This is a genomic window from Nitrosospira sp. NpAV (assembly GCF_000832065.1).
Lineage (GTDB): Bacteria > Pseudomonadota > Gammaproteobacteria > Burkholderiales > Nitrosomonadaceae > Nitrosospira.
Genome location: NZ_JXQM01000004.1, coordinates 22744 through 42418, shown reverse-complemented (window position 1 = coordinate 42418; position 19675 = coordinate 22744). Strand labels below are relative to the sequence as shown.

Below are 19675 nucleotides of genomic sequence, written 5' to 3'. Positions count from 1 at the left end.
TCTCAGTGGTTAAATAGGAGAAATTACTCATACCACTCCTTCACCCAGCAGATAGTCCTCATAGCTGCCCTTGAAATCGCTGATTCTATCCGGCTTCATTTCGACGATGCGAGTGGCTAGCGAGGATACGAACTCCCGGTCGTGCGAAACGAAAATCAGTGTTCCCGTATATTTTTCCAGTGCGCTATTCAGGGATTCGATGGATTCCATGTCGAGATGGTTGGTGGGTTCGTCCATGAGCAATACATTGTTTTTTTGCAGCATGAGCTTGCCGAACAGCATGCGTCCTTCCTCGCCGCCGGAGATGACTTTAACCGGTTTCTTTACTTCATCGCCGGAGAACAGCAGCCTGCCAAGAATGCTGCGCACGGTCTGGTCGTCGTCATGTTCCCGCCGCCACTGTGTCATCCAGTCTGTGAGCGGCATGTCTGCTTCAAAATCACTGGCATGATCCTGGGCAAAGTAACCAGGGCGTGCTTTTTCCGCCCATTTCACTTCTCCCGCATCGGGTACCAGATCGCCGGCCACGCATCGCAGCAGCGTGGTCTTGCCGATACCATTGGGACCGATGATGGCAATTTTCTCGCCTGCTTCGACGTTGAGGCTGAATTTTTTTAGCAGCGGTTTTTCCATGCCGGGGAAATGCTTGCTGATACTTTGCACTGATACCGCCAGGCGATGCAGTTTCTCCCGCTCATCCGTTTCAAAGCGGATGTAGGGATACTGGCGGCTGGAAGGTTTTACATCCTCCAGCTTTATTTTCTCGATCTGGCGTGCGCGGCTGGTAGCTTGCCGCGCCTTGGAGGCATTGGCGGAAAAACGGCTGACAAACGACTGCAATTCCGCAATCTGGGTTTTCTTCTTGGCGTTGTCAGCCAGCATGCGCTCGCGTACCTGAGTCGATGCGGTCATGTAGTCATCGTAATTACCGGGATAAATACGGATTTCGCCATAATCCAGATCCGCCATGTGTGTACAGACACTGTTCAGGAAATGCCGATCGTGTGAAATGATGACGATGGTGCTCCTGCTTGCGTTGATGACGTCTTCAAGCCAGCGGATGGTGTTGATGTCCAGATTATTGGTGGGTTCATCCAGCAGTAGAATTTCAGGATCCGCAAACAGTGCTTGCGCCAGCAGTACACGCAGCTTGAATCCGGGCGCTATGGCGCTCATCAGTCCCGCATGCTGTGACAGCGGAATATCCACGCCCAGCAGCAATTCCCCAGCCCGCGCTTCGGCGGAATAGCCATCCAGCTCGGCAAAGCGCGTCTCAAGTTCGGCGGCGTGCATATAGTCGTCCTCGCTGGCATCGGGATTGGCATAGATCGCATCGCGTTCCTCCTTCACGCGCCACAACTCCTCGTGCCCCATCATTACGGTATCAATCACCAGACAATTCTCGAAAGCAAACTGATCCTGCCGCAATTTACCCACCCGCTCACCGGCATCGACGCTGACATTGCCGGAAGTGGGCTCCAGATCACCGCCGAGGATTTTCATGAAGGTGGATTTGCCGGAGCCGTTGGCTCCGATCAGGCCATAGCGATTGCCATCGCCGAATTTGACGGAAACATTTTCAAACAAGGGCTTGGCCCCGAACTGCATGGTGATATTGGCAGTGGTGATCAAAGCATATTTCCTGAAAAGATGGCAAAAAACCCGCTATTTTATACGTTTTTTCAGTAAATTCCGACCATCGTTTATGATTGCCGTCAATCGGACTCGCGAAGGACAGATGCGCCAGGCGTTCCGGAGGCCTTGTTTGAAAAATTGACTCTGTTCACGCAAGCGGATTCGGTGCCCTGAATCTATTGGGTAAGAATTTTTGATGTCTATTCAATATAACGACGGGTTACTGTTTTGCGAGCAAAGGATTGCATCAAAAACTGACAGCCAATGACGTTGTAATGAACGTGTTGTTGTCGGTGGCGCTACCATCCCGCCTGGTAAAAATATTGTCTTTACTGCTCAATGTTTTCGCCTCAATCCGCCATAATAAATTGCTGGTGATGTGGTAATCAAAATTGGCTGAGAATCCCCATGTTCTAAAACCATTAGGTGTGCCGGAGGCGATGATTACGCCGTGTTTGTCATCGTAGTATTCCGCTCTGACGGCAATGGCGGTTTTTGCTGTGGGCATATATCTCAGAATAATCGTTGGGTTGAACCATGTATTCATGGTTGAAGAATCCTTGTTCCGTTGTTCAAACCCGATATCAAAATTCATCGCGGCGGCCAGTGCGTCAGTCAATCTAAAAATACCATAGAAATTATGAAAGTAACGCATCTGCCTGCTGCTGTCAGGTTTGTCGCTGCCGATAAATGTGCTGCTATTCAATGTTATTTTCGGGGAAGGTTTATAAGTGATCTGGGTACCAAACGCGGGAATGGTATTCCCGTCCACGGGTTTAATGTGTTGCCAACCGTTTAAAGCTAACGCACTAAAAAACCATTTTTCATTTTTTGATGTGTAACTGATTTTAGCGCCCGATTCAAAATACGGAGTGTTATCCGCGCCGATACTTCGGGTTAATGTCCAATTATCCTTACCCACCGCGCTTTCAAGACCGATATGTGAAGCGAAGATACCGGCATCCAGCCACAGATTGTTTTCGCGAGATAATTTTATCCCGATATTACCTTCGTAGAAATTTCCCAATATGCCAGGCTCGGCCGCATAGTTGGCATTCATATAGGTGCCCGCCGCCAACGCAAGGTTGGCTCTGACTGTGCTTGTGATATACGATCCTTTGATGAAAGCCAAATTTACCGAAGCTTCATTATTTTTATTGAAGCTGTAGACAAACGAAGGCCTGGTGTTTCCAAGCGGGTTATTGAAATCACCACCATAGTAAGTCTCAGCGTAGCCGCTAATGGTTAATGGCGAGAGGAAACGGTTGAAAATTCCGGTACTGACTTGAGCATTGGCTTGTAGGGTTGTCAGTAGGCAAGCGGCCAACACTATCCTTTTCATCTTTATCTTCTACGCCTCCGGCAAGCCGGGCTTGGGAAGCATGTTTATCAGTTATAAGTTACTGAATATTAGAAGAAAAAGTATAAAAATATTATAAATAATCAGTGAATTGCTATAAAAAATCCGTAAAAATCGTTTGCGGCCTTTTGTGTGCATCCGATAGGAGCTTGCTTCTTCATACGGGTTAGGGTATGGGTTCTCCCAGGGCAAATATTATTCAATCGTGGAATTCGGCTTGAGTCATGCATGCCGCGAAGCGCGCCGTTCTTTTTTCCAGATAGTGAACAGAGTATTCAGCTTATCTCGCTTGGTCAGCCGCTCATCGGAAAGCGCTTCGAGAAACTCGGCCAGCCGTTTTGATTTCACCACCGTGTAGACTGTCAGCGCGACAGCTGGAACGAATATCAGCATAAAATAGATCAGCTTGGTGCCGAGCGTATTATCGGCGGCAGCGATCAGATTCATTCCCAGGAAACCGGTCGTCACGGTACCGATCAGGCCGAACGTGGTCACCACGGTCAACCGTACCACGGCATCGGATTGACGCCTTAGCTGGTCTCTTTCCAGGTAATCATTCATATCCAGAATACGCAGCCGCGTACGCTTGTACAATTCGTCTGTACCGAGGTGGTTTCTCATCATGGTAAAAACATCGTGGGCCTGAGCCTGGTCGGATACTTCATGAAACCAGTAGCGATTAGTAAAGCGCAAGAAAATCTCGGTGACATGTTTTACGTCGCGCCTGAAGACACGTACCGAATCGGGCCGGCGGATATCGAGCCGGCTGAGTTCGGCAACGAGCCGGTTGGAGAGCATCAACAATGCGGCTTTGTGGAAATGCGTGATCAGAAAGAGCAGAAAGTACTGATGACGGAACTGACCCAGCATGCCGCTTTCCGTATCCGTAAAGAAAGGTTCACGTGCTTCGCCTATCATCGTGAAATCATGGCCGTTGGAGAGCAGGCGCGTATTGCTGAAGTCATGTTCTTGCGCCTCTTCCCAGTAGCGATCGTAGCAGTAGCGCCGCTCGAAATCCTCCAGAAATTGTTCCGAAAATGGCAGCGTCCGCGCGTCGCCTGGGCGCGTAACCAATCCGAGCCGCACGAGATCGCCACGAGTCAGCCGGTCTTTTTCGTCCAACGCCAGAAAACTCATCAGCGGCATACGTTGATATTCGATTTCCCGATAGCGGACGCTCCCTTCCCGCTGCGAGTGGTCGAGCACCAGCGGTTCCATCAGAAACTCCCAATGGGACGCCACGCATGGTGCCCGATGTTCACCGACAAACCGCAGGTAGCGCGCTTTCTTTTCATAGTCCGACACAGCAAGCACGGCACCGCTATGCGAGAGCCACTCAACGTGCTCTGCGCAGTGCCCGCCGCGGCCACTCGGCTCCCAATGTGTCGGATAAGCCCGTCCGAAGCGGTACAAGGTATCAAGCGCGCGTCGTAGCGAAAGTTTTTCGCCTATTATTTCCATGACCAGGATGGCAATATCTATGTCATAGAAGAAGTACAGATCGACATGTGCCACATCGAAAGTTGCGGGCAGGGGGTCGCCGGGGAGAGTAATTCGCGCTTGCGCAACATCGTTGCGACGAAATACGTGAATTGGCGAGCGCCCGAACCTTCCATCGCCATCACTGCCACCGCCCTCACCATACAAAAAGCGCTGTACGAAGGGCAGGAAAGTTACAAATTCCTTGTAATGCCTTTCTTTGAACTCGGCTGGATCGACGCTGAACTCGTCCGCCACTTCATTCCATACAGAATCGGCGCTTGTCGCGCTCAGACATTCCCAATGGTTCTGAATCTCTGTGCTTTCATGGCGCGGCAACAGCTGCACTGGCCAAAGCACGATTTCCCTGAATTTTTCGACGTTTGGTAATTGAAGCGGTTCCGTGGCATTCATTCTCATTCCTGACTTGTTGAGAATACTGGATTGTTCTTGGCTGGGCTACACTATGCACAATCTAGTCTATGGAACCACGGAACCATGCAACTACCGAACTTTGTTTCCATGCCATTTCCACTTTTTCCTTCTTTGTAATTCACACGTAAAGCTACAGGTTATTTGCTTTCCGTAGGCCATATTGTGGCGTACAAGATTGACTTGATGCGCTTTTCCGCATATCGGGCAATGATGTAGATAAGAACTGTTATCCCTTGCCTCATTCAAGGCAGGGGAGGGATATAGGGTCAAGTCCCACGTTTGCTGTAAATTCGGTTTAGTCGCGCCCGAACTCCATCAGCACGGCAACATGAAATCGAGTGATAGGTCAACCTAGTCTTTATATCCACCGAAGGCAAAGGGGAGGATCCGTCCACAGGCAGTACAAAGGTAAAAAGACAAATCCAACCCCTAAAATATAGATGAGTCATGGTAAAACACTTCCGGTAAATATATTCTCGATCTTCGCGGCATGCGCGGTCGAAAGAATGGCGGAAATTATGGCGTCAGACCGGCTATCATCGGAAGTCACCTCCAATTGCATATGACTTTCACGCTTGGCTATGGACGTCCCACAATACCAGTCGCCAAATTCTATGATACATGTTCGCTGTGGCACCGGGCTAATCACTAGTCTATTCGCGCCTGCGATAAAAACCGCTTTACGTACCGCCTTCATTTCCGATGCGCTCACCACAATGATGATGCGTTTCATGCGATTCTCCTTATCAAACAAGCTCAGCAGAGCCTGAATCAAATGCTAGAAGAAACAGCATAAAAACGTAGTAAATAAACAACTGCCGATTGTAAAAAAATCATAAAAATGGTTGATCGGACATTGACCAGGTTATGCTTTATTAATTTGGTCTAGGGTACCCGATTTTATGGGAGCGCTCATTCCAGAGGCAGAAGTAATCGGTAGCCCACGGCGGTTTCGGTTTGAAGATATTTGGGTTGCGTGGGATCGTCTTCGAGTTTTTGCCGCAAATGCCCCATATAGATGCGCAGATAGTGACCGCTTTCCGAGTGCGAAGGTCCCCAGACTGCCCGCAGAAGTTGCGGGCTGGTCACCACCCGGCCTGCGTTTTTCACCAACACCGTCAGCAGCCGATATTCCAACGGCGTCAAGTGAATCACTTGATTGGCCTTGGTGATCAGGCGTGCCTTGAGATCGATCCTGACATCTCCAAACTCACAGATCCCCTGGTCGCCAGCGCCAGGCTGGAGGTTCCGCCGCTGCATGACGCGTACCCGCGCAAGGAGTTCGCCGACGCCGAACGGTTTGGTAAGGTAGTCGTCAGCCCCGGCATCAAGCGCTCTGATCTTATCCTGCTCATTGACGCGCGCCGACAAAACGATGATAGGAATCGATGACCATTTTCTGATGTCCAGGATGAAATCGACCCCATCCCCGTCAGGCAGGCCGAGATCCAATATTACGAGATCCGGTTTGCGGGTCCCCGCATCAATGAGTCCCCGCCGGACGGATTCTGATTCGAAGACTTGCCATCCTTCCGTCTCCAGCGCCATGCGCACGAAACGCCGGATTTGCGGCTCATCTTCGACTATTAGAGCAATGGGCACGGATTCACTCATGAGCGCCTCTATGGTTTCAACGTTCCGTAGGCGGGGTTAGCACAGCGTAACCTGATGCGACCCCCTCATTCGCCAGACCGACGGTGCCCACATCCATTTTGGGCATATCTGGAGGCGTACCGAGCAGGAGAGTAAATACGAAAGAGGCTCCGCCAATCGATGCACGTTCGGCATGAATAGTGCCGCCATGCGCCTCGACGATGGCACGGCAAATCGCGAGTCCCAGGCCGACACCAGGCTTGGCCGATTCTCGTTCTCCGCGCGTAAATTTCTCAAAAACTGCTTCTTCCTTGCCATGCGGCAGCCCAGGCCCGTTATCGGAAACAGTCACTTCGAGAAATTGCGCTTTCACTTCGGCGGCAATAATGATGCACGAACCCGCCGGCGTGTATTTACTCGCATTTTCAATGAGATTACACAGCACCCGTTCGATCAGTACAGCATCGAAGTGAACAAGCGGCAAATCGCGGGCGAGCCGGGTTTGTACCTGATGCCCGGTGAGCTGCGAGCGGCTGACATGCAATGCGCTACCGACGACTTCTTCAAAGGGCTGCCATTGCAAATTGAGTCGGACCTCTCCACTCTGAATGCGCGCCATATCCAGCAGGTTTGATACCAGATTACTCATTCGAACGGCCTCATCACGCATGGCCTCCGCAAGTTCCCGTTGCGGCGGAGCCAGCGGCGGTCTGGACATCGCGAGCGAGTCTGACAGTCCTACCAGCGAGGTCAGCGGCGTGCGCAAGTCATGCGAGAGCGCGGCGAGTAAAGAGTTGCGCAGCCGTTCGGATTCCATGCGTATCAGGGCATTCTTGGCGATTTCGATATAATGCACCCGCTCCAGCGCAATCGCCGCCAATGCGGCAAAGGTATCAAGCTGCCGCCGCTGCTCGGGGATGAGCATCCAGCGGCGGCTCTGCGGGAGGATTGCAAGCAGGCCGCGGGTGCGCATCGGTGCGACCAGCGGTAGATAGAAGAAACTGCCGCCAGGAAGCGTATCGGTGCCGATACCTGCCGGTATCGCATGATCAAATGCCCATTGCGCAATTCCCATATCCAGTGCATGGGTGTGCGGGTCTTCAGGTGTCACACCCGGCACAGATGGCGGCGGTTGTAAATGGTCCGCATCATCCGGCAGTAATAATGTCGCCTGTGCGTGGAAAGTGCGCTGAATAAACGTACGCGTGGTTTCGAATATTTGATCAGTCTGCAATGCGCCGGACAATTCGCGCGCGAATTCATACAAGGCGCGGGAACGAGACTCTCGATGCGATGCGACGCGAGCCTGATACCGCAAATTAGCGGTAAGGTGGCCGGTAATCAAGCCCACTGCAAGCATTATCGCAAATGTCACCAGGTATTGCAGATCGCTGACAGCAAACGAAAGTCGCGGCGGTACAAAAAAGAAGTCGAATGCTACGACCCCCACGAACGTGGCAACCACCGACGGTCCACGCCCTAACCACACGGCAACCAATACCACTGTCAGCAAAAAAAACATGATGATATTGGCGAGATCCAGGTGGGGCAACAGCGGCATGGCGACGAGCGCTGTTAACAGGCTGGCTGCCGCTGCCCAGACATAACTCCACTGGGGCGCAGGGCGACGCTGTGAAGCGGAGGGCTCCTTCACTTTGGCAGGCCGGGATACGCCCGCATCGTTCGATCTTTCTGGAACCGGGGGTTCTTCCTGATTCGTATGGCCGATTTCTATCAAATCCATATCCGGCGCATAGTCGGCGATGCGTTTTAGATGGGAGGTGCGCCAGAACCAGGCGCGGTGGCTGCGTCCTACTATGATATTCGAGAAATTATGACTCCGCGCATAGTCGGCTATCGCAAACGCAATGTCGTTCCCGGCCAGCACCGCCGTGGTGGCGTCAAGATCCTGTGCAAGCTTCAGTGTCTTCAGGATTCGTTCGCGTTGTGCTGGCGGCAGATGTTGCAGCTGCGGCGTTTCAACATAAATCGCGTGCCAGTCGGCATTCAATTGAGTAGCCAGCCGTGCCGTACTTCGAATCACATGCTCGGCACCCGGATGCGGCCCAACGCAGGCAAGCAGGGTTGAATCCGTCTTCCATACTGCGTTGATGGATTTCTCAATTCGATATGCCTGTACATCATCTTCGACTCGATCGGCGGTGCGGCGTAGCGCCAGCTCGCGCAATGCGATCAGGTTGCCTTTACGGAAAAAATTTTGCGCCGCGCGTCCCGCCTGTTGCGCCTGATAAACTTTTCCGGCCTTGAGCCGCATCAGCAGCTCATCCGCTGTAATATCCACCAGCACGACTTCATTGGCTTCATCAAACACAGTATCAGGCAGAGTCTCCCCCACGCGAATGCCGGTGATTCCGCCAACCACGTCATTCAAGCTCTCCAGGTGCTGAACATTGACGGTTGTAAATACGTCGATGCCCGCATCCAGTAACTCTTCGACATCCTGCCAACGTTTCGGGTGACGCGAATCAGGCGCATTGGTATGCGCCAATTCGTCTACGAGTACCAAGGCGGGACGACGCGTCAGCGCAGCATCGATATCAAATTCGGTGATTGTTCTGCCGCGGTGGGTGATTTGTTTCTGCGGCAGAATCTCAAGCCCATTGACAAGCGATGCGGTTTCATCACGACCATGTGATTCGACCACTCCGACTACTACGTCGTGGCCTTCAGTTTGCAATTGCCGCGCGGCGGTCAGCATCGCATAGGTTTTGCCGACTCCCGCCGAAGCACCGAAATAAACGCGAAGTTTTCCACGCGACGCACGGCGCTCCTGTGCCTGCACTTGTGCCAAGAGGGCATCCGCGTTGGGGCGTTGGGGGTCGCGCCGGTGGTTAAATGGGCACATGGTCGGAGGTAGGGGCTTTACCTATCGAATCGACCAACAACGAGATAATGAAGAGCGTGGTCGCATCGCGTTCATCCCACAATTTATTCAATTCGAATATATATGACATAAGCATGATCAAGGGCGTTGATCAAGCGCCAGATTCAGCATCAGCACATTTACGCGCGGCTCGCCAAGGAAACCAAAATACGGTGGTTCGCTATATCTATCAATCATGCCGTGTATTTCTTCGACAGTCAGTTTACGCACCCGCGCAATCCGGCCTGCTTGATAGTAAGCAGCCGCCAGACTGATTTCCGGGTCCAGTCCGCTTGCGGAGGCCATTACCAGGTCAACGGGAAGCGGTGCGGTATTGCCAGGATCGGCCACTTTCAGTGCGTCGATACGGTTTCTTATGGTATCGATTTGCACGGGATTGGATGGACCGAGATTCGACCCACCGGAGGATGCGGCGTTATTCGGCATCGGGCTGGTGGCCGAAGGCCTTCCCCGGAAATAGCCAGGGGATGAAAACGCCTGACCGATCAGCGTGGAGCCGGCAAGCTGGCCATCGTGCAATATCAGACTGCCCGCCGCCTTATCAGCGAAAAGGATTTTCCCGATACCGGTAATTGCGAACGGGTACAGTACACCACAAACGAGTGTCAGCGCGGTGAGCAGTACTAATGCGGGACGGAGGCTGGATTTCATTCAAAGTTCCTACACGAGATGGAGAACAGTCAGCACCATGTCGATTGCCTTGATTCCGGCAAAAGGCACCAGAATGCCGCCCAGCCCATATATGAGCAGATTGCGGCGCAGCAGCAGCGCGGCACCAATAGCACGGTATTTCACGCCTTTCAATGCCAGCGGAATCAATATCACGATGATCAGCGCGTTGAAAATCACGGCAGAAATGATTGCCGATGAGGGACTGGCAAGACGCATCACGTCGAGTGCCGCCAGTTGCGGATAAGTGGTGACGAAGGCGGCGGGAATGATGGCGAAATACTTGGCGGCATCGTTGGCTATCGAGAATGTGGATAACGCACCGCGTGTCATCAGCATCTGCTTGCCGATCTCGACGATTTCAAGCAATTTGGTCGGATTGGAATCGAGATCGACCATGTTGCCTGCCTCTTTCGCCGCTTGTGTGCCGGAATTCATCGCGACCGCGACATCGGCCTGCGCCAGCGCGGGCGCATCATTGGTGCCATCACCCGTCATTGCAACCAGGCGTCCCTCGGTTTGATAAGCTCGAATCAGCTTGAGTTTGTCTTCCGGCGTCGCTTCCGCCAGGAAATCATCGACTCCCGCCTCGGCCGCGATCGCCGCGGCGGTCAGTTTGTTGTCGCCGGTAATCATTATGGTTTTGATGCCCATACGGCGCAGCTCGGCAAAGCGCTCCCTGATGCCGCCTTTGACGATATCCTTGAGTTCCACCACACCCATTACGCAAGCATCGTCGACCACAACCAGAGGCGTGCTGCCGCGGCGCGCAATGTCTCCCACAGCCCTGGTAATTTCAGAAGGGAAAGGATGTCCCAGTGATTCCACGTATTTTTTCACCGAATCGGCGGCGCCCTTACGGATGGCGCGACCGCCGATATCCACGCCGCTCATGCGAGTCTGCGCGCTGAATGGAACAAAAGTGGCATTCAAGGAAGCCATATCACGTCCACGAATGTTGAAGCGCTGCTTCGCCAGCACCACGATGCTGCGCCCCTCCGGTGTTTCATCTGCCAGCGATGCCAGTTGGGCGACATCGGCCAATTGCTCCTCCGTGACATTCGGAGCCGGGACGAATGCCGCCGCTTGCCGGTTACCGAGAGTAATGGTGCCGGTTTTGTCCAGTAACAGCACATCTACGTCGCCAGCGGCTTCCACCGCGCGGCCGGACGTAGCGATGACGTTGGCTTGCATCATGCGGCTCATGCCCGCGACGCCGATGGCGGACAACAAACCGCCGATCGTGGTCGGAATCAGGCACACCAAAAGCGCGATAAGTATCGTCATTGTAACCGGTGTGCCAGCCTGGGCGGCTTCTACGCTAAACAATGAGAATGGCAACAGAGTCACCGTCACCAGCAGGAAAATGATAGTTAATGCAGTCAGCAGGATATTCAGTGCGACCTCGTTGGGTGTTTTCTGCCGCTTGGCAGCTTCGACCATGGAGATCATGCGGTCAATGAATGCCTCGCCCGGATTGACGGATATGCGCACCACCAGCCAGTCGGACAGCACACGGGTGCCGCCCGTCACGGCGGAAAAGTCGCCGCCCGATTCGCGGATAACCGGCGCGGATTCGCCGGTAATGGCGCTTTCATCAACCGATGCAACGCCCTCGATCACTTCACCATCGGCAGGAATTATTTCGCCCGCTTCCACCAGCACGGTATCGTCCTTGCGCAGGCGGGTGGCGGGCGTCGATGTCCAACTGCCACCATAGCGTGGCGCGTCCAGTTTTTTGGCGACGACCGTTTGCTTCAGTGCACGGAGTGAAGCCGCCTGGGCCTTGCTGCGGCCTTCCGCCAATGCTTCGGCGAAATTTGCAAACAGCACCGTGAACCACAGCCATACCGTAATGGTGAGAATAAAAGCAGGGCTTTCCTCACCACTGCCGGCAGCCGACTGCATGAACAGCAAAGTGGTAATGATGCTGCCGATATAAACGACAAACATCACCGGACTGCGCCATTGAATGCGTGGGTCCAGTTTCTTGAATGCATCAATGATGGCCGGGCCAATCAACGCGGAATCAAAAAGTGTCAGGCTTTTGCGTGACATGCCGGATCTCTCTTAGGGTGTGACATAAAGCTGTAAATGCTCGGCTATCGGTCCCAGTGCAATGGCCGGAATGTAGGTCAGCACACCGACCATGATGACGGTGCCGATCAGGAGTGCGATAAACAGGAGACCATGCGTTGGCATCGTTCCCGCGGTCACCTCCAAACGCTTCTTCCCGGCGAGCGAGCCCGCAATCGCCAGTACCGTCACGATGGGAGTAAAGCGGCCAAACCACATCGCGGTTGCCAGCAGGACATTGTAGAACGGTGTGTTGGCCGATAAGCCGGCAAAAGCGCTGCCGTTATTATTGGCGGCCGACGACAGCGCATACAAAATCTCGGAAAAGCCATGTGCGCCGACATTCAAGATACCTGTCTTGCCGGCTGCAACCATGACCGCTAACGCAGTCCCACCCAACACCAACAGCGGCGTGACAAGGATCGCAATCGAGGCCATTTTCATTTCAAACGACTGAATTTTCTTGCCCAGATACTCGGGTGTGCGGCCAGTCATCAAACCGGCAATGAATACGGCAATGATGGCAAAAATCAGCATGCCGTACAGACCCGACCCAACTCCACCGAATACCACTTCGCCCAATTGCATCAGCAACATAGGCACCATGCCGCCGAGCGGCATCAAGGAATCGTGCATCGCATTCACCGCCCCGCAGGATGCCGCTGTGGTGACCGCTGCGAACAGGGCTGACGTGCTGATGCCAAAGCGTGTTTCCTTGCCTTCCATGTTGCCGCCGGATTGCAGCGGGCCAGCCGTCTGATCAATGCCCAGCGCCTGCACTTCTGGGTGCGCCTGCTGCTCCGCGATCAGCACGGTAATCGTCATCACGGCAAAAATGGTTGCCATCGCACCTAATACCGCCCAGCCCTGACGTATATCGCCGACCATGCGTCCAAACGCAAAACACAGTGCGGCGGGAATCAGCAGAATCGCCAGCATCTCGGCAAAATTCGACAATGGCGTTGGATTTTCGTAAGGATGCGCCGAGTTCGCATTAAAAAAACCACCGCCATTCGTGCCGAGCAGCTTGATGGCTTCCTGTGAAGCGACCGGCCCCATCGCCAGTATTTGGGTTTTGGCAATCTTGGATTCCATTATTGGATTGCCCTTTTCGTCATTGACTGGTTGACCGTCCGAGTTGGTTTTAGCCTGCTGATAGGTGACGGGCTCAATCAGGCTTGCTTCCTTGTATGCGGAAAAATTCTGGATCACACCCTGGCTGATCAGGAACACGGCAAATAATGTTGACAACGGTAGCAGTACATAGAGCGTCGAACGGGTAAGGTCATGCCAGAAATTACCGATTGATTTTACCGAGTGGCGTTTGAAGCCTCGGATCAGTGCATAGGCGACGGCCATGCCGGTTGCGGCCGACAAAAAATTCTGTCCGGTCAGCACCAGCATTTGCGTCAGGTAGCTCATCGTCGATTCGCCGCCGTAACCTTGCCAGTTGGTATTAGTGGTAAAGCTGATGGCGGTATTGAAGGACGAATCGGGACTGACGTTGGCAAATGCCTGTGGATTCAGCGGCAACCAGGCTTGCAGGCGTTGCACTGCGTAAACGGTTAACGCGCCCAGCGCATTGAATACCAGCAGCGCCAATGCATAGACTTTCCACTCCATTTCCGATTCCGGCGAGATACCGGCAAGGCGGTATAAGAAGTTTTCAATCTTTCTTATCCACATCAGCCCATGTATGGGCTTCCCCTCGCCGATCTTTGCCAGATAAGTACCCAAAGGATAAGCAAGCGCCAGCAGCGTGGCGAGAAACACCCCAAGCAAAAGGAGAGATTGCGCAGTCATTACAAATCCTCGGCGTTTATCAGGGCAATGACCAGATATATTAATAGACCAGCCGCGACGACCGCGCCAATAATATAAAACGTGTTCATTGCCGCTCGCCTAGTTTGCCGCAGCCGCTGGCAAACGCACAGGTCACAAGCAGGAGCGCCAGGATTGCACCAATATATAGAAGATCCATTGTCGCCCCCGAGCAGGCTATTTTGAATACGGGGAGATTAATAGGAACCGCCTAAAGATCCTGTAAAGAAATGATCGTTGGACGTAAAGAAAGTATAAAAATCGCGGTGTTATCAAATACACGCAATTGAATCCAGGGATTAGGGGATTTCCAGGTATGATGCTGAGGACTTCCAAGGCAGTTTTCGATACAGTCGTGCGGTATTTTGGCATTCCTGTATCATTGCGGTTTCAAAATTATGACTGTGCTCCATAACCCTAAATGCGGCGGTCAAGCGTTTCTAACTCATTTTTCAAGCTCGGCGCCATGATCCACAAAGACTCTTTACCTCACTCGATTTTCATCTTTATAGTGAGTTCGCCACGGGGTGGATTGCGCTGTTTTAGCCGTACCGGCGGCATTGCTCGCAATGTATTACCTTCCACCCCGGAAGCTGCCCACGTCACCTCGTCCAACCGCGGAATTTAGGATGAAAATCACCTTCCTGGATTTCGAACAAACCATCGCCGAGCTTGAGGCAAAAATCGAGGAGCTGCGTTTTGCGCAGGACGATTCAGCGGTGGATATTTCGGCGGAAATTTTGCGTTTGCAGAAGAAAAGCCAGTCGCTCACCAGCGGCATCTACGCCAAGCTCACACCGTGGCAAATTTCGCAGGTTGCGCGGCACCCGCAGCGTCCTTATACGCTCGACTATATCCAGCATCTGTTCACTGATTTCGAAGAGCTTCACGGTGACCGGAGTTTCGCCGATGATCATGCCATCCTTGGCGGATTGGCACGGTTCATGGGTCAGACAGTCATGGTCATCGGTCACCAGAAGGGCCGTGATACCAAGGAAAAAATTTATCGTAACTTCGGTATGCCCAGGCCTGAAGGCTATCGCAAGGCATTGAGATTGATGCGCTTAGCGGAAAAGTTTTCTGTGCCGCTATTTACTTTCATCGATACTCCGGGTGCGTACCCTGGCATCGGCGCCGAAGAACGCGGCCAGTCGGAGGCCATCGGCAGAAATCTCTATGTGCTGGCGGAGCTTAAAGTACCGGTGATCTGCACCATCATCGGCGAAGGCGGTTCCGGCGGAGCGTTGGCGGTGGCAGTGGGCGATGTCGTGCAGATGTTGCAATACGCAACTTATTCCGTCATTTCCCCCGAAGGCTGCGCCTCTATCCTGTGGAAAAGCGCGGACAAGGCGCCGGAAGCTGCCGAGATTATGGGCATTACCGCCCATCGGCTTAAAACCATGGGGCTGATCGACAAGATTATCAGCGAACCGCCTGGCGGAGCCCATCGTGATTACCTTGCCACCATGCAATCCGTTAGGAAAGCATTGCAGGAATCGCTCCGGCATTTTCAAGGTTACGCGACAGAGCAGTTGTTGGAGAAACGCTTTGAGCGCCTGATGGGATATGGCAAGTTCAAGGAAGTCAAAATCAAGTAGCATCTCCAGCAAGGCCGAGCATGTGCTGCGCGAACAGATTCGGCGTGGCGATCATCTGGTTGCCGCGTTGAGCGGCGGAGTTGACTCGGTCGTGCTGCTGGATTTGCTCATTCCGCTGTCGGTTCACTTGCAATTTTCACTCTCCGCCGTTCACGTCAATCACGGCATCAGCGCCCATGCGGCCCAATGGGCCGAGTTCTGCCGTGACTTATGCCGAGCCAGAGATGTTCCTCTCAAAATCGCCAAGTTAAAGGTCAATCGGGAATCCGGTGTCAGTCTGGAGGCGGCTGCCCGCGATGCGCGCTATCGGGTATTCGTAAAACAAAAAGCCGATTATGTGGTATTGGCCCAGCATCTGGACGATCAGGCGGAAACGTTGTTGCTGCAATTGTTGCGAGGCGCCGGTGTAAAGGGGTTGGGGGCGATGCCGGTAGTCAGGAATTCCGCGTCCGCAATAAACCATCACGCAGCGGAAACCGGGAAACAAGTGCCGGGAATCGGGGCTGGCGCGTTGGATTATGGGCCACGGATATTGCGGCCGATACTGGATGTGTCCCGGCGCGAAATCGAGGATTACGCCAGGGAAAATGCATTGCAGTGGATCATCGATGAAAGCAACAGCGACGTTTCTTTCGACCGCAATTTTCTGCGCCATGAATTCTTTCCATTATTGGAAAAGCGTTTTCCTTCCTACCGCACGACATTTCTGCGTGCAAGCCGTCATATGGCGGAGGCATCCAGCCTGCTGGATGAATTGGCCGAGAGCGACAGTAAAGTATGCGGCATTTCTGGAGAACTTCGAATCGAGGATTTGCGGAAATTGAACTTTGCACGGGCCAAGAATCTGTTGCGTTATTTTTTGACCGAGCAGGGTACGATACTGCCCAGCACAGCAAAACTGGAGGAAATTATCCGGCAACTGCAGTCCTCAAGCGCGGATTCAAAATTGCATATCGTTTTTGGGAATACCGAGGTACGTTGCTTCAGGGGAGTAGTTTACCTGCGCAAAACCGGCATAACCCCCGGCGTGGGGTGGCGGGAATGGCACGGAGAGAAACAACTCATCATCTCAGATTTGGGTGGCACAATCAGATTTACGCGCCGCAAGGGCATGGGGATCAATCTTCATAAACTGACGGAGAGCCTTGTTACCATCCGCATGCGCCAGGGAGGGGAGCGCCTAAGGCCGGTTGGAAATCGTCCGCGCCGCAGTCTTAAGAATCTTTTGCGGGAAGCGTCGCTACCGCCTTGGGAGCGCGATGCGCTACCATTGATCTTCAGTGGGGAGCATCTGGTGTGTGTGCCGGGAATCGGTGTCGATTGCGGTTTTCAGGCGGCGGCGGGAGAACCCGGCATCGTGGTGGAGTGGAAATCAGGGAGAAAGCCAGGATCAGCGTGACATACTGCACGCTGCATGTGTCATGCCTCCCGGTTTTTATGGATTGAACCCAGTTCCCATGGTTGGCCGCTTATCTTTTAGAAAGCTGCAGGGGACGGAATCGCATAGCTTCTCTTCTCCTATTCAATTATGAAGCAGTCTCATATCGCTATTTTACATTAGCGGGTTTTGTTTCATATTCACTTTGACTAGGCGGCGGATTAAGCGGCTTGCGATAGAGGGAGCCTAGTTCCGGCGGCGATGTGAGATCGGTCGAGTTAAATGAAAGTATAAACAGAACCGTATAATCATTGTAATAGGCATCAGCTAGAAAGGGAGAGGTTGATCCGGCAAATTTGCCCGACGGAAGTTCAAAAATATTCATATAGAATTTTGCGTACCCGGTCTGGTATTGAGATTTATAGAATGCCAGTTCCGGTAACGAAAAGGGAATGAGCGTGCTCTGGATCGGAGGCATGCCTATGAATGTTCCCGATAACTCGGTGCCCAGCGATCCTACAATCACATCAATGCGGTGTGTTGCGTTTTTATCGTCTTTCTGAACAACCAGGTAACCCTGCTGTCCCAACCAGCCGGTCAAGACTTGCTGCAGGAGAACTTGATCCGTGTTCAATCCCGAGGTGGTAAGTATGACGTTTGCGCCCTTAGGAATAGGTAAGGAGCGCTCAGCCGTGGGGGAAGCACTCCTTATCGCAGCTTCGCTGATAAGTAATTGTTCAATGGGCGTTCTTGCAGACTGAGTGGCTTTGTGGGTGGTCGAGCACCCTGTTAGCAATGCAATGGAAACTGCGCCCACGATCAGAATTCTAAAAATATTAATCATAATTCTATCCTTTATGCATTCGCCTTAAAGTAGCTAGAAAAGAGATTGCGAGCATAAAATATCAGCATACTCGCCAAACGACATGCTTATGATTAGGTATAGGATAAACGAAATTAATACTCTTAATCCAGAGAAACTCATTTATATTAAAACCTGGCTCTATCAAGGTGAGGTCATACGGGGCTCGCATTTCGAGAAATTTGATACTTTTATCGAAGAAGGATTGGCTGCACACCGGAATGGACAATCAGCTATGCTTTATATATCTTGAAGCATTTTACGTCCTCCTATTTTTGGCATTGCTATCAATAATTTCCCGCTTTTATAACAAAACCCGGTCAAACTCGGCCATCCTTGCAGCTCAAGAGAATTGGAAAAATCTGGTCCGCCAGATTTGACATGAGCTGGCGGGTTTGGCATACGAAATATGACAAATTATTTAATTGAAAATGGCTAAACCGAAATCCATTTATTCCTGCACCGAGTGCGGCGGCCAAACCTTGAAATGGCAGGGCCAGTGCCCGCATTGTCAGGCATGGAATACGCTGGTCGAGGCGATTGCCGAGAAAGCCGTATCGCGCTTTACGCCCGTATCCGAAACGAGCGAGGTGCAGAATTTGAGTGAAGTGGAAGCGGGCGAAGAGCCACGCTATTCAACAGGTATGGCTGAGTTTGACCGGGTTCTCGGCGGCGGTTTGGTACATGGCGGTGTGGTATTGCTGGGCGGCGATCCCGGCATCGGCAAGTCCACGCTGTTGTTGCAAGCATTGTGTCACGTGTCTACCGTGCGCAATGTGCTGTATGTGAGCGGTGAGGAATCGGCGCGGCAGGTGGCTCTGCGGGCAAAACGCCTGGCGCTGGATGCAAAGGCGGTTCATTTGCTGGCGGAAATCCGGCTGGAGCGAATCCAGGCGGTGCTGGCTGAACGCAAACCTGACATAGCGGTCATCGACTCGATCCAGACGGTATATTCCGATGCGCTGCAGTCCGCGCCTGGTTCGGTCGCACAGGTGCGCGAGTGCGCCGCCCAATTGACTCGGCTGGCCAAGGCCAGCGGCACGTGCATTATTCTGGTGGGTCATGTGACCAAGGAAGGCGCGCTGGCAGGGCCGCGCGTATTGGAGCATATGGTGGATACGGTGCTCTATTTCGAAGGCGATACCCACTCCAGTTTTCGTTTGATCCGCGCTTTCAAGAACCGCTTTGGCGCGGTGAACGAATTGGGCGTATTTGCCATGAGCGAAAATGGCTTGCGTGAAGTCAGCAATCCTTCGGCGCTGTTTCTTTCTCACCATGGCGGGCATGTGCCGGGTTCCTGCGTCATGGTGACACAGGAAGGTACACGCCCGCTGCTGGTGGAAATACAAGCGCTAGTGGATGAGGCGCATGCACCCAATCCAAGGCGGCTGAGTGTTGGGCTGGAGCAAAACCGCCTGGCAATGCTGCTGGCGGTGCTGCATCGCCATGCGGGAATTCCCTGTTTCGACCAAGATGTATTTGTCAATGCCGTCGGCGGCGTGAAAATCACTGAACCGGGCGCGGATCTGGCGGTTCTGCTCGCTATTGTTTCCTCGCTCAAAAACAAGCCGCTGCCGGAGAAAATGGTGGTATTCGGTGAAGTTGGGCTGGCGGGAGAAGTACGCCCGGTCCAGCGTGGACAGGAACGGCTGAGGGAGGCCGCCAAGCTGGGCTTTACACAAGCCATCATTCCCAAGGCCAACAAGCCGAAACAGACGATTTCCGGCATTGAGATTATTGCGGTGGAACGAGTGGAAGAATCGGTTGCAAAAATGCGTTGACGATCCATAGTTTGCGCATTTTCACTTTGTGGCTTACCCGCTTTATTATCATGCTCACGCAACTTCTAGATTATGGTGCCGTT

The 19675-nt window shown here is 52.9% G+C and carries 14 protein-coding genes; 3 read left to right on the top strand and 11 right to left on the bottom strand.

Annotated features, from left to right (window positions below; all coding sequences use genetic code 11):
* Nucleotides 1-27 precede the first annotated feature (27 nt).
* From SQ11_RS04325 to kdpF, 10 genes are all read right to left on the bottom strand, one after another.
* Nucleotides 28-1632 carry an ABC-F family ATPase gene (locus tag SQ11_RS04325; protein ID WP_041512935.1) on the bottom strand — a complete coding sequence of 535 codons (1605 nt, stop codon included), beginning with the start codon at nt 1630-1632 and terminating at the stop codon, nt 28-30.
* 250 nt (nt 1633-1882) lie between these two features.
* The gene (locus SQ11_RS04320; RefSeq protein ID WP_041512934.1) at nt 1883-2977 is read right to left on the bottom strand and encodes a porin; all 1095 of its coding nucleotides are present in this window, start codon (nt 2975-2977) and stop codon (nt 1883-1885) included.
* 240 nt (nt 2978-3217) lie between these two features.
* The gene (locus tag SQ11_RS04315) at nt 3218-4888 is read right to left on the bottom strand and encodes a hypothetical protein (RefSeq protein ID WP_041512933.1); all 1671 of its coding nucleotides are present in this window, start codon (nt 4886-4888) and stop codon (nt 3218-3220) included.
* A gap of 466 nt (nt 4889-5354) precedes the next feature.
* Nucleotides 5355-5642, bottom strand: a complete 288-nt coding sequence (locus tag SQ11_RS04310) for a hypothetical protein (RefSeq protein WP_041512932.1) — start codon at nt 5640-5642, stop codon at nt 5355-5357.
* A 179-nt stretch (nt 5643-5821) separates the two neighbouring features.
* On the bottom strand, nt 5822-6523 hold the full coding sequence (kdpE, locus tag SQ11_RS04305; protein WP_041512931.1) for a two-component system response regulator KdpE: 702 nt from the start codon (nt 6521-6523) through the stop codon (nt 5822-5824).
* A gap of 16 nt (nt 6524-6539) precedes the next feature.
* A complete protein-coding gene (kdpD, locus tag SQ11_RS04300; RefSeq protein ID WP_052493984.1) occupies nt 6540-9368 on the bottom strand; it encodes a two-component system sensor histidine kinase KdpD in 2829 nt (942 codons plus the stop codon).
* A gap of 117 nt (nt 9369-9485) precedes the next feature.
* On the bottom strand, nt 9486-10058 hold the full coding sequence (gene kdpC, locus SQ11_RS04295) for a potassium-transporting ATPase subunit KdpC (RefSeq protein ID WP_041512930.1): 573 nt from the start codon (nt 10056-10058) through the stop codon (nt 9486-9488).
* A 9-nt stretch (nt 10059-10067) separates the two neighbouring features.
* Entirely contained in the window at nt 10068-12134 is a 2067-nt protein-coding gene (gene kdpB, locus SQ11_RS04290; RefSeq protein ID WP_041512929.1) for a potassium-transporting ATPase subunit KdpB, read from the bottom strand.
* Between the two features lie 12 nt (nt 12135-12146).
* Nucleotides 12147-13955 (bottom strand): potassium-transporting ATPase subunit KdpA, encoded by a 1809-nt coding sequence (gene kdpA / locus SQ11_RS04285; protein WP_041512928.1) that lies wholly within the window; start codon nt 13953-13955, stop codon nt 12147-12149.
* A complete protein-coding gene (gene kdpF, locus SQ11_RS18205) occupies nt 13955-14044 on the bottom strand; it encodes a K(+)-transporting ATPase subunit F (protein WP_041512927.1) in 90 nt (29 codons plus the stop codon). Before kdpF ends, kdpA begins: the two co-directional genes overlap by 1 nt.
* Before the next feature lie 558 nt (nt 14045-14602).
* On the opposite strand from kdpF, the gene SQ11_RS04275 reads away from it, so the two are divergent.
* Nucleotides 14603-15571, top strand: a complete 969-nt coding sequence (locus SQ11_RS04275) for an acetyl-CoA carboxylase carboxyltransferase subunit alpha (RefSeq protein WP_041512926.1) — start codon at nt 14603-14605, stop codon at nt 15569-15571.
* Nucleotides 15540-16970, top strand: coding sequence for a tRNA lysidine(34) synthetase TilS (gene tilS / locus SQ11_RS04270; protein WP_041512925.1), 1431 nt, complete (start codon nt 15540-15542; stop codon nt 16968-16970). The genes SQ11_RS04275 and tilS overlap by 32 nt, the downstream gene beginning before the upstream one ends.
* Nucleotides 16971-17118: 148 nt before the next feature.
* On the opposite strand, the gene SQ11_RS04265 is transcribed toward tilS, so the two are convergent.
* Nucleotides 17119-17793: a hypothetical protein gene (locus tag SQ11_RS04265; RefSeq protein WP_041512924.1), complete on the bottom strand. Its 675-nt coding sequence runs from the start codon at nt 17791-17793 to the stop codon at nt 17119-17121.
* A 449-nt stretch (nt 17794-18242) separates the two neighbouring features.
* On the opposite strand from SQ11_RS04265, the gene radA reads away from it, so the two are divergent.
* Entirely contained in the window at nt 18243-19592 is a 1350-nt protein-coding gene (gene radA, locus SQ11_RS04255; RefSeq protein WP_041512922.1) for a DNA repair protein RadA, read from the top strand.
* Nucleotides 19593-19675: the final 83 nt, after the last annotated feature.

Coding starts and splice junctions, on each gene's coding strand:
- SQ11_RS04320 (WP_041512934.1), bottom strand. CDS start 2,977: ATGAAAAGGATAGTGTTGGCCGCTTGCCTACTGACAACCCTACAAGCC.
- SQ11_RS04315 (WP_041512933.1), bottom strand. CDS start 4,888: ATGAATGCCACGGAACCGCTTCAATTACCAAACGTCGAAAAATTCAGG.
- SQ11_RS04310 (WP_041512932.1), bottom strand. CDS start 5,642: ATGAAACGCATCATCATTGTGGTGAGCGCATCGGAAATGAAGGCGGTA.
- kdpE (WP_041512931.1), bottom strand. CDS start 6,523: ATGAGTGAATCCGTGCCCATTGCTCTAATAGTCGAAGATGAGCCGCAA.
- kdpD (WP_052493984.1), bottom strand. CDS start 9,368: ATGTGCCCATTTAACCACCGGCGCGACCCCCAACGCCCCAACGCGGAT.
- kdpC (WP_041512930.1), bottom strand. CDS start 10,058: ATGAAATCCAGCCTCCGTCCCGCATTAGTACTGCTCACCGCGCTGACA.
- kdpB (WP_041512929.1), bottom strand. CDS start 12,134: ATGTCACGCAAAAGCCTGACACTTTTTGATTCCGCGTTGATTGGCCCG.
- kdpA (WP_041512928.1), bottom strand. CDS start 13,955: ATGACTGCGCAATCTCTCCTTTTGCTTGGGGTGTTTCTCGCCACGCTG.
- kdpF (WP_041512927.1), bottom strand. CDS start 14,044: ATGAACACGTTTTATATTATTGGCGCGGTCGTCGCGGCTGGTCTATTA.
- SQ11_RS04275 (WP_041512926.1), top strand. CDS start 14,603: ATGAAAATCACCTTCCTGGATTTCGAACAAACCATCGCCGAGCTTGAG.
- tilS (WP_041512925.1), top strand. CDS start 15,540: ATGGCAAGTTCAAGGAAGTCAAAATCAAGTAGCATCTCCAGCAAGGCC.
- SQ11_RS04265 (WP_041512924.1), bottom strand. CDS start 17,793: ATGATTAATATTTTTAGAATTCTGATCGTGGGCGCAGTTTCCATTGCA.
- radA (WP_041512922.1), top strand. CDS start 18,243: ATGGCTAAACCGAAATCCATTTATTCCTGCACCGAGTGCGGCGGCCAA.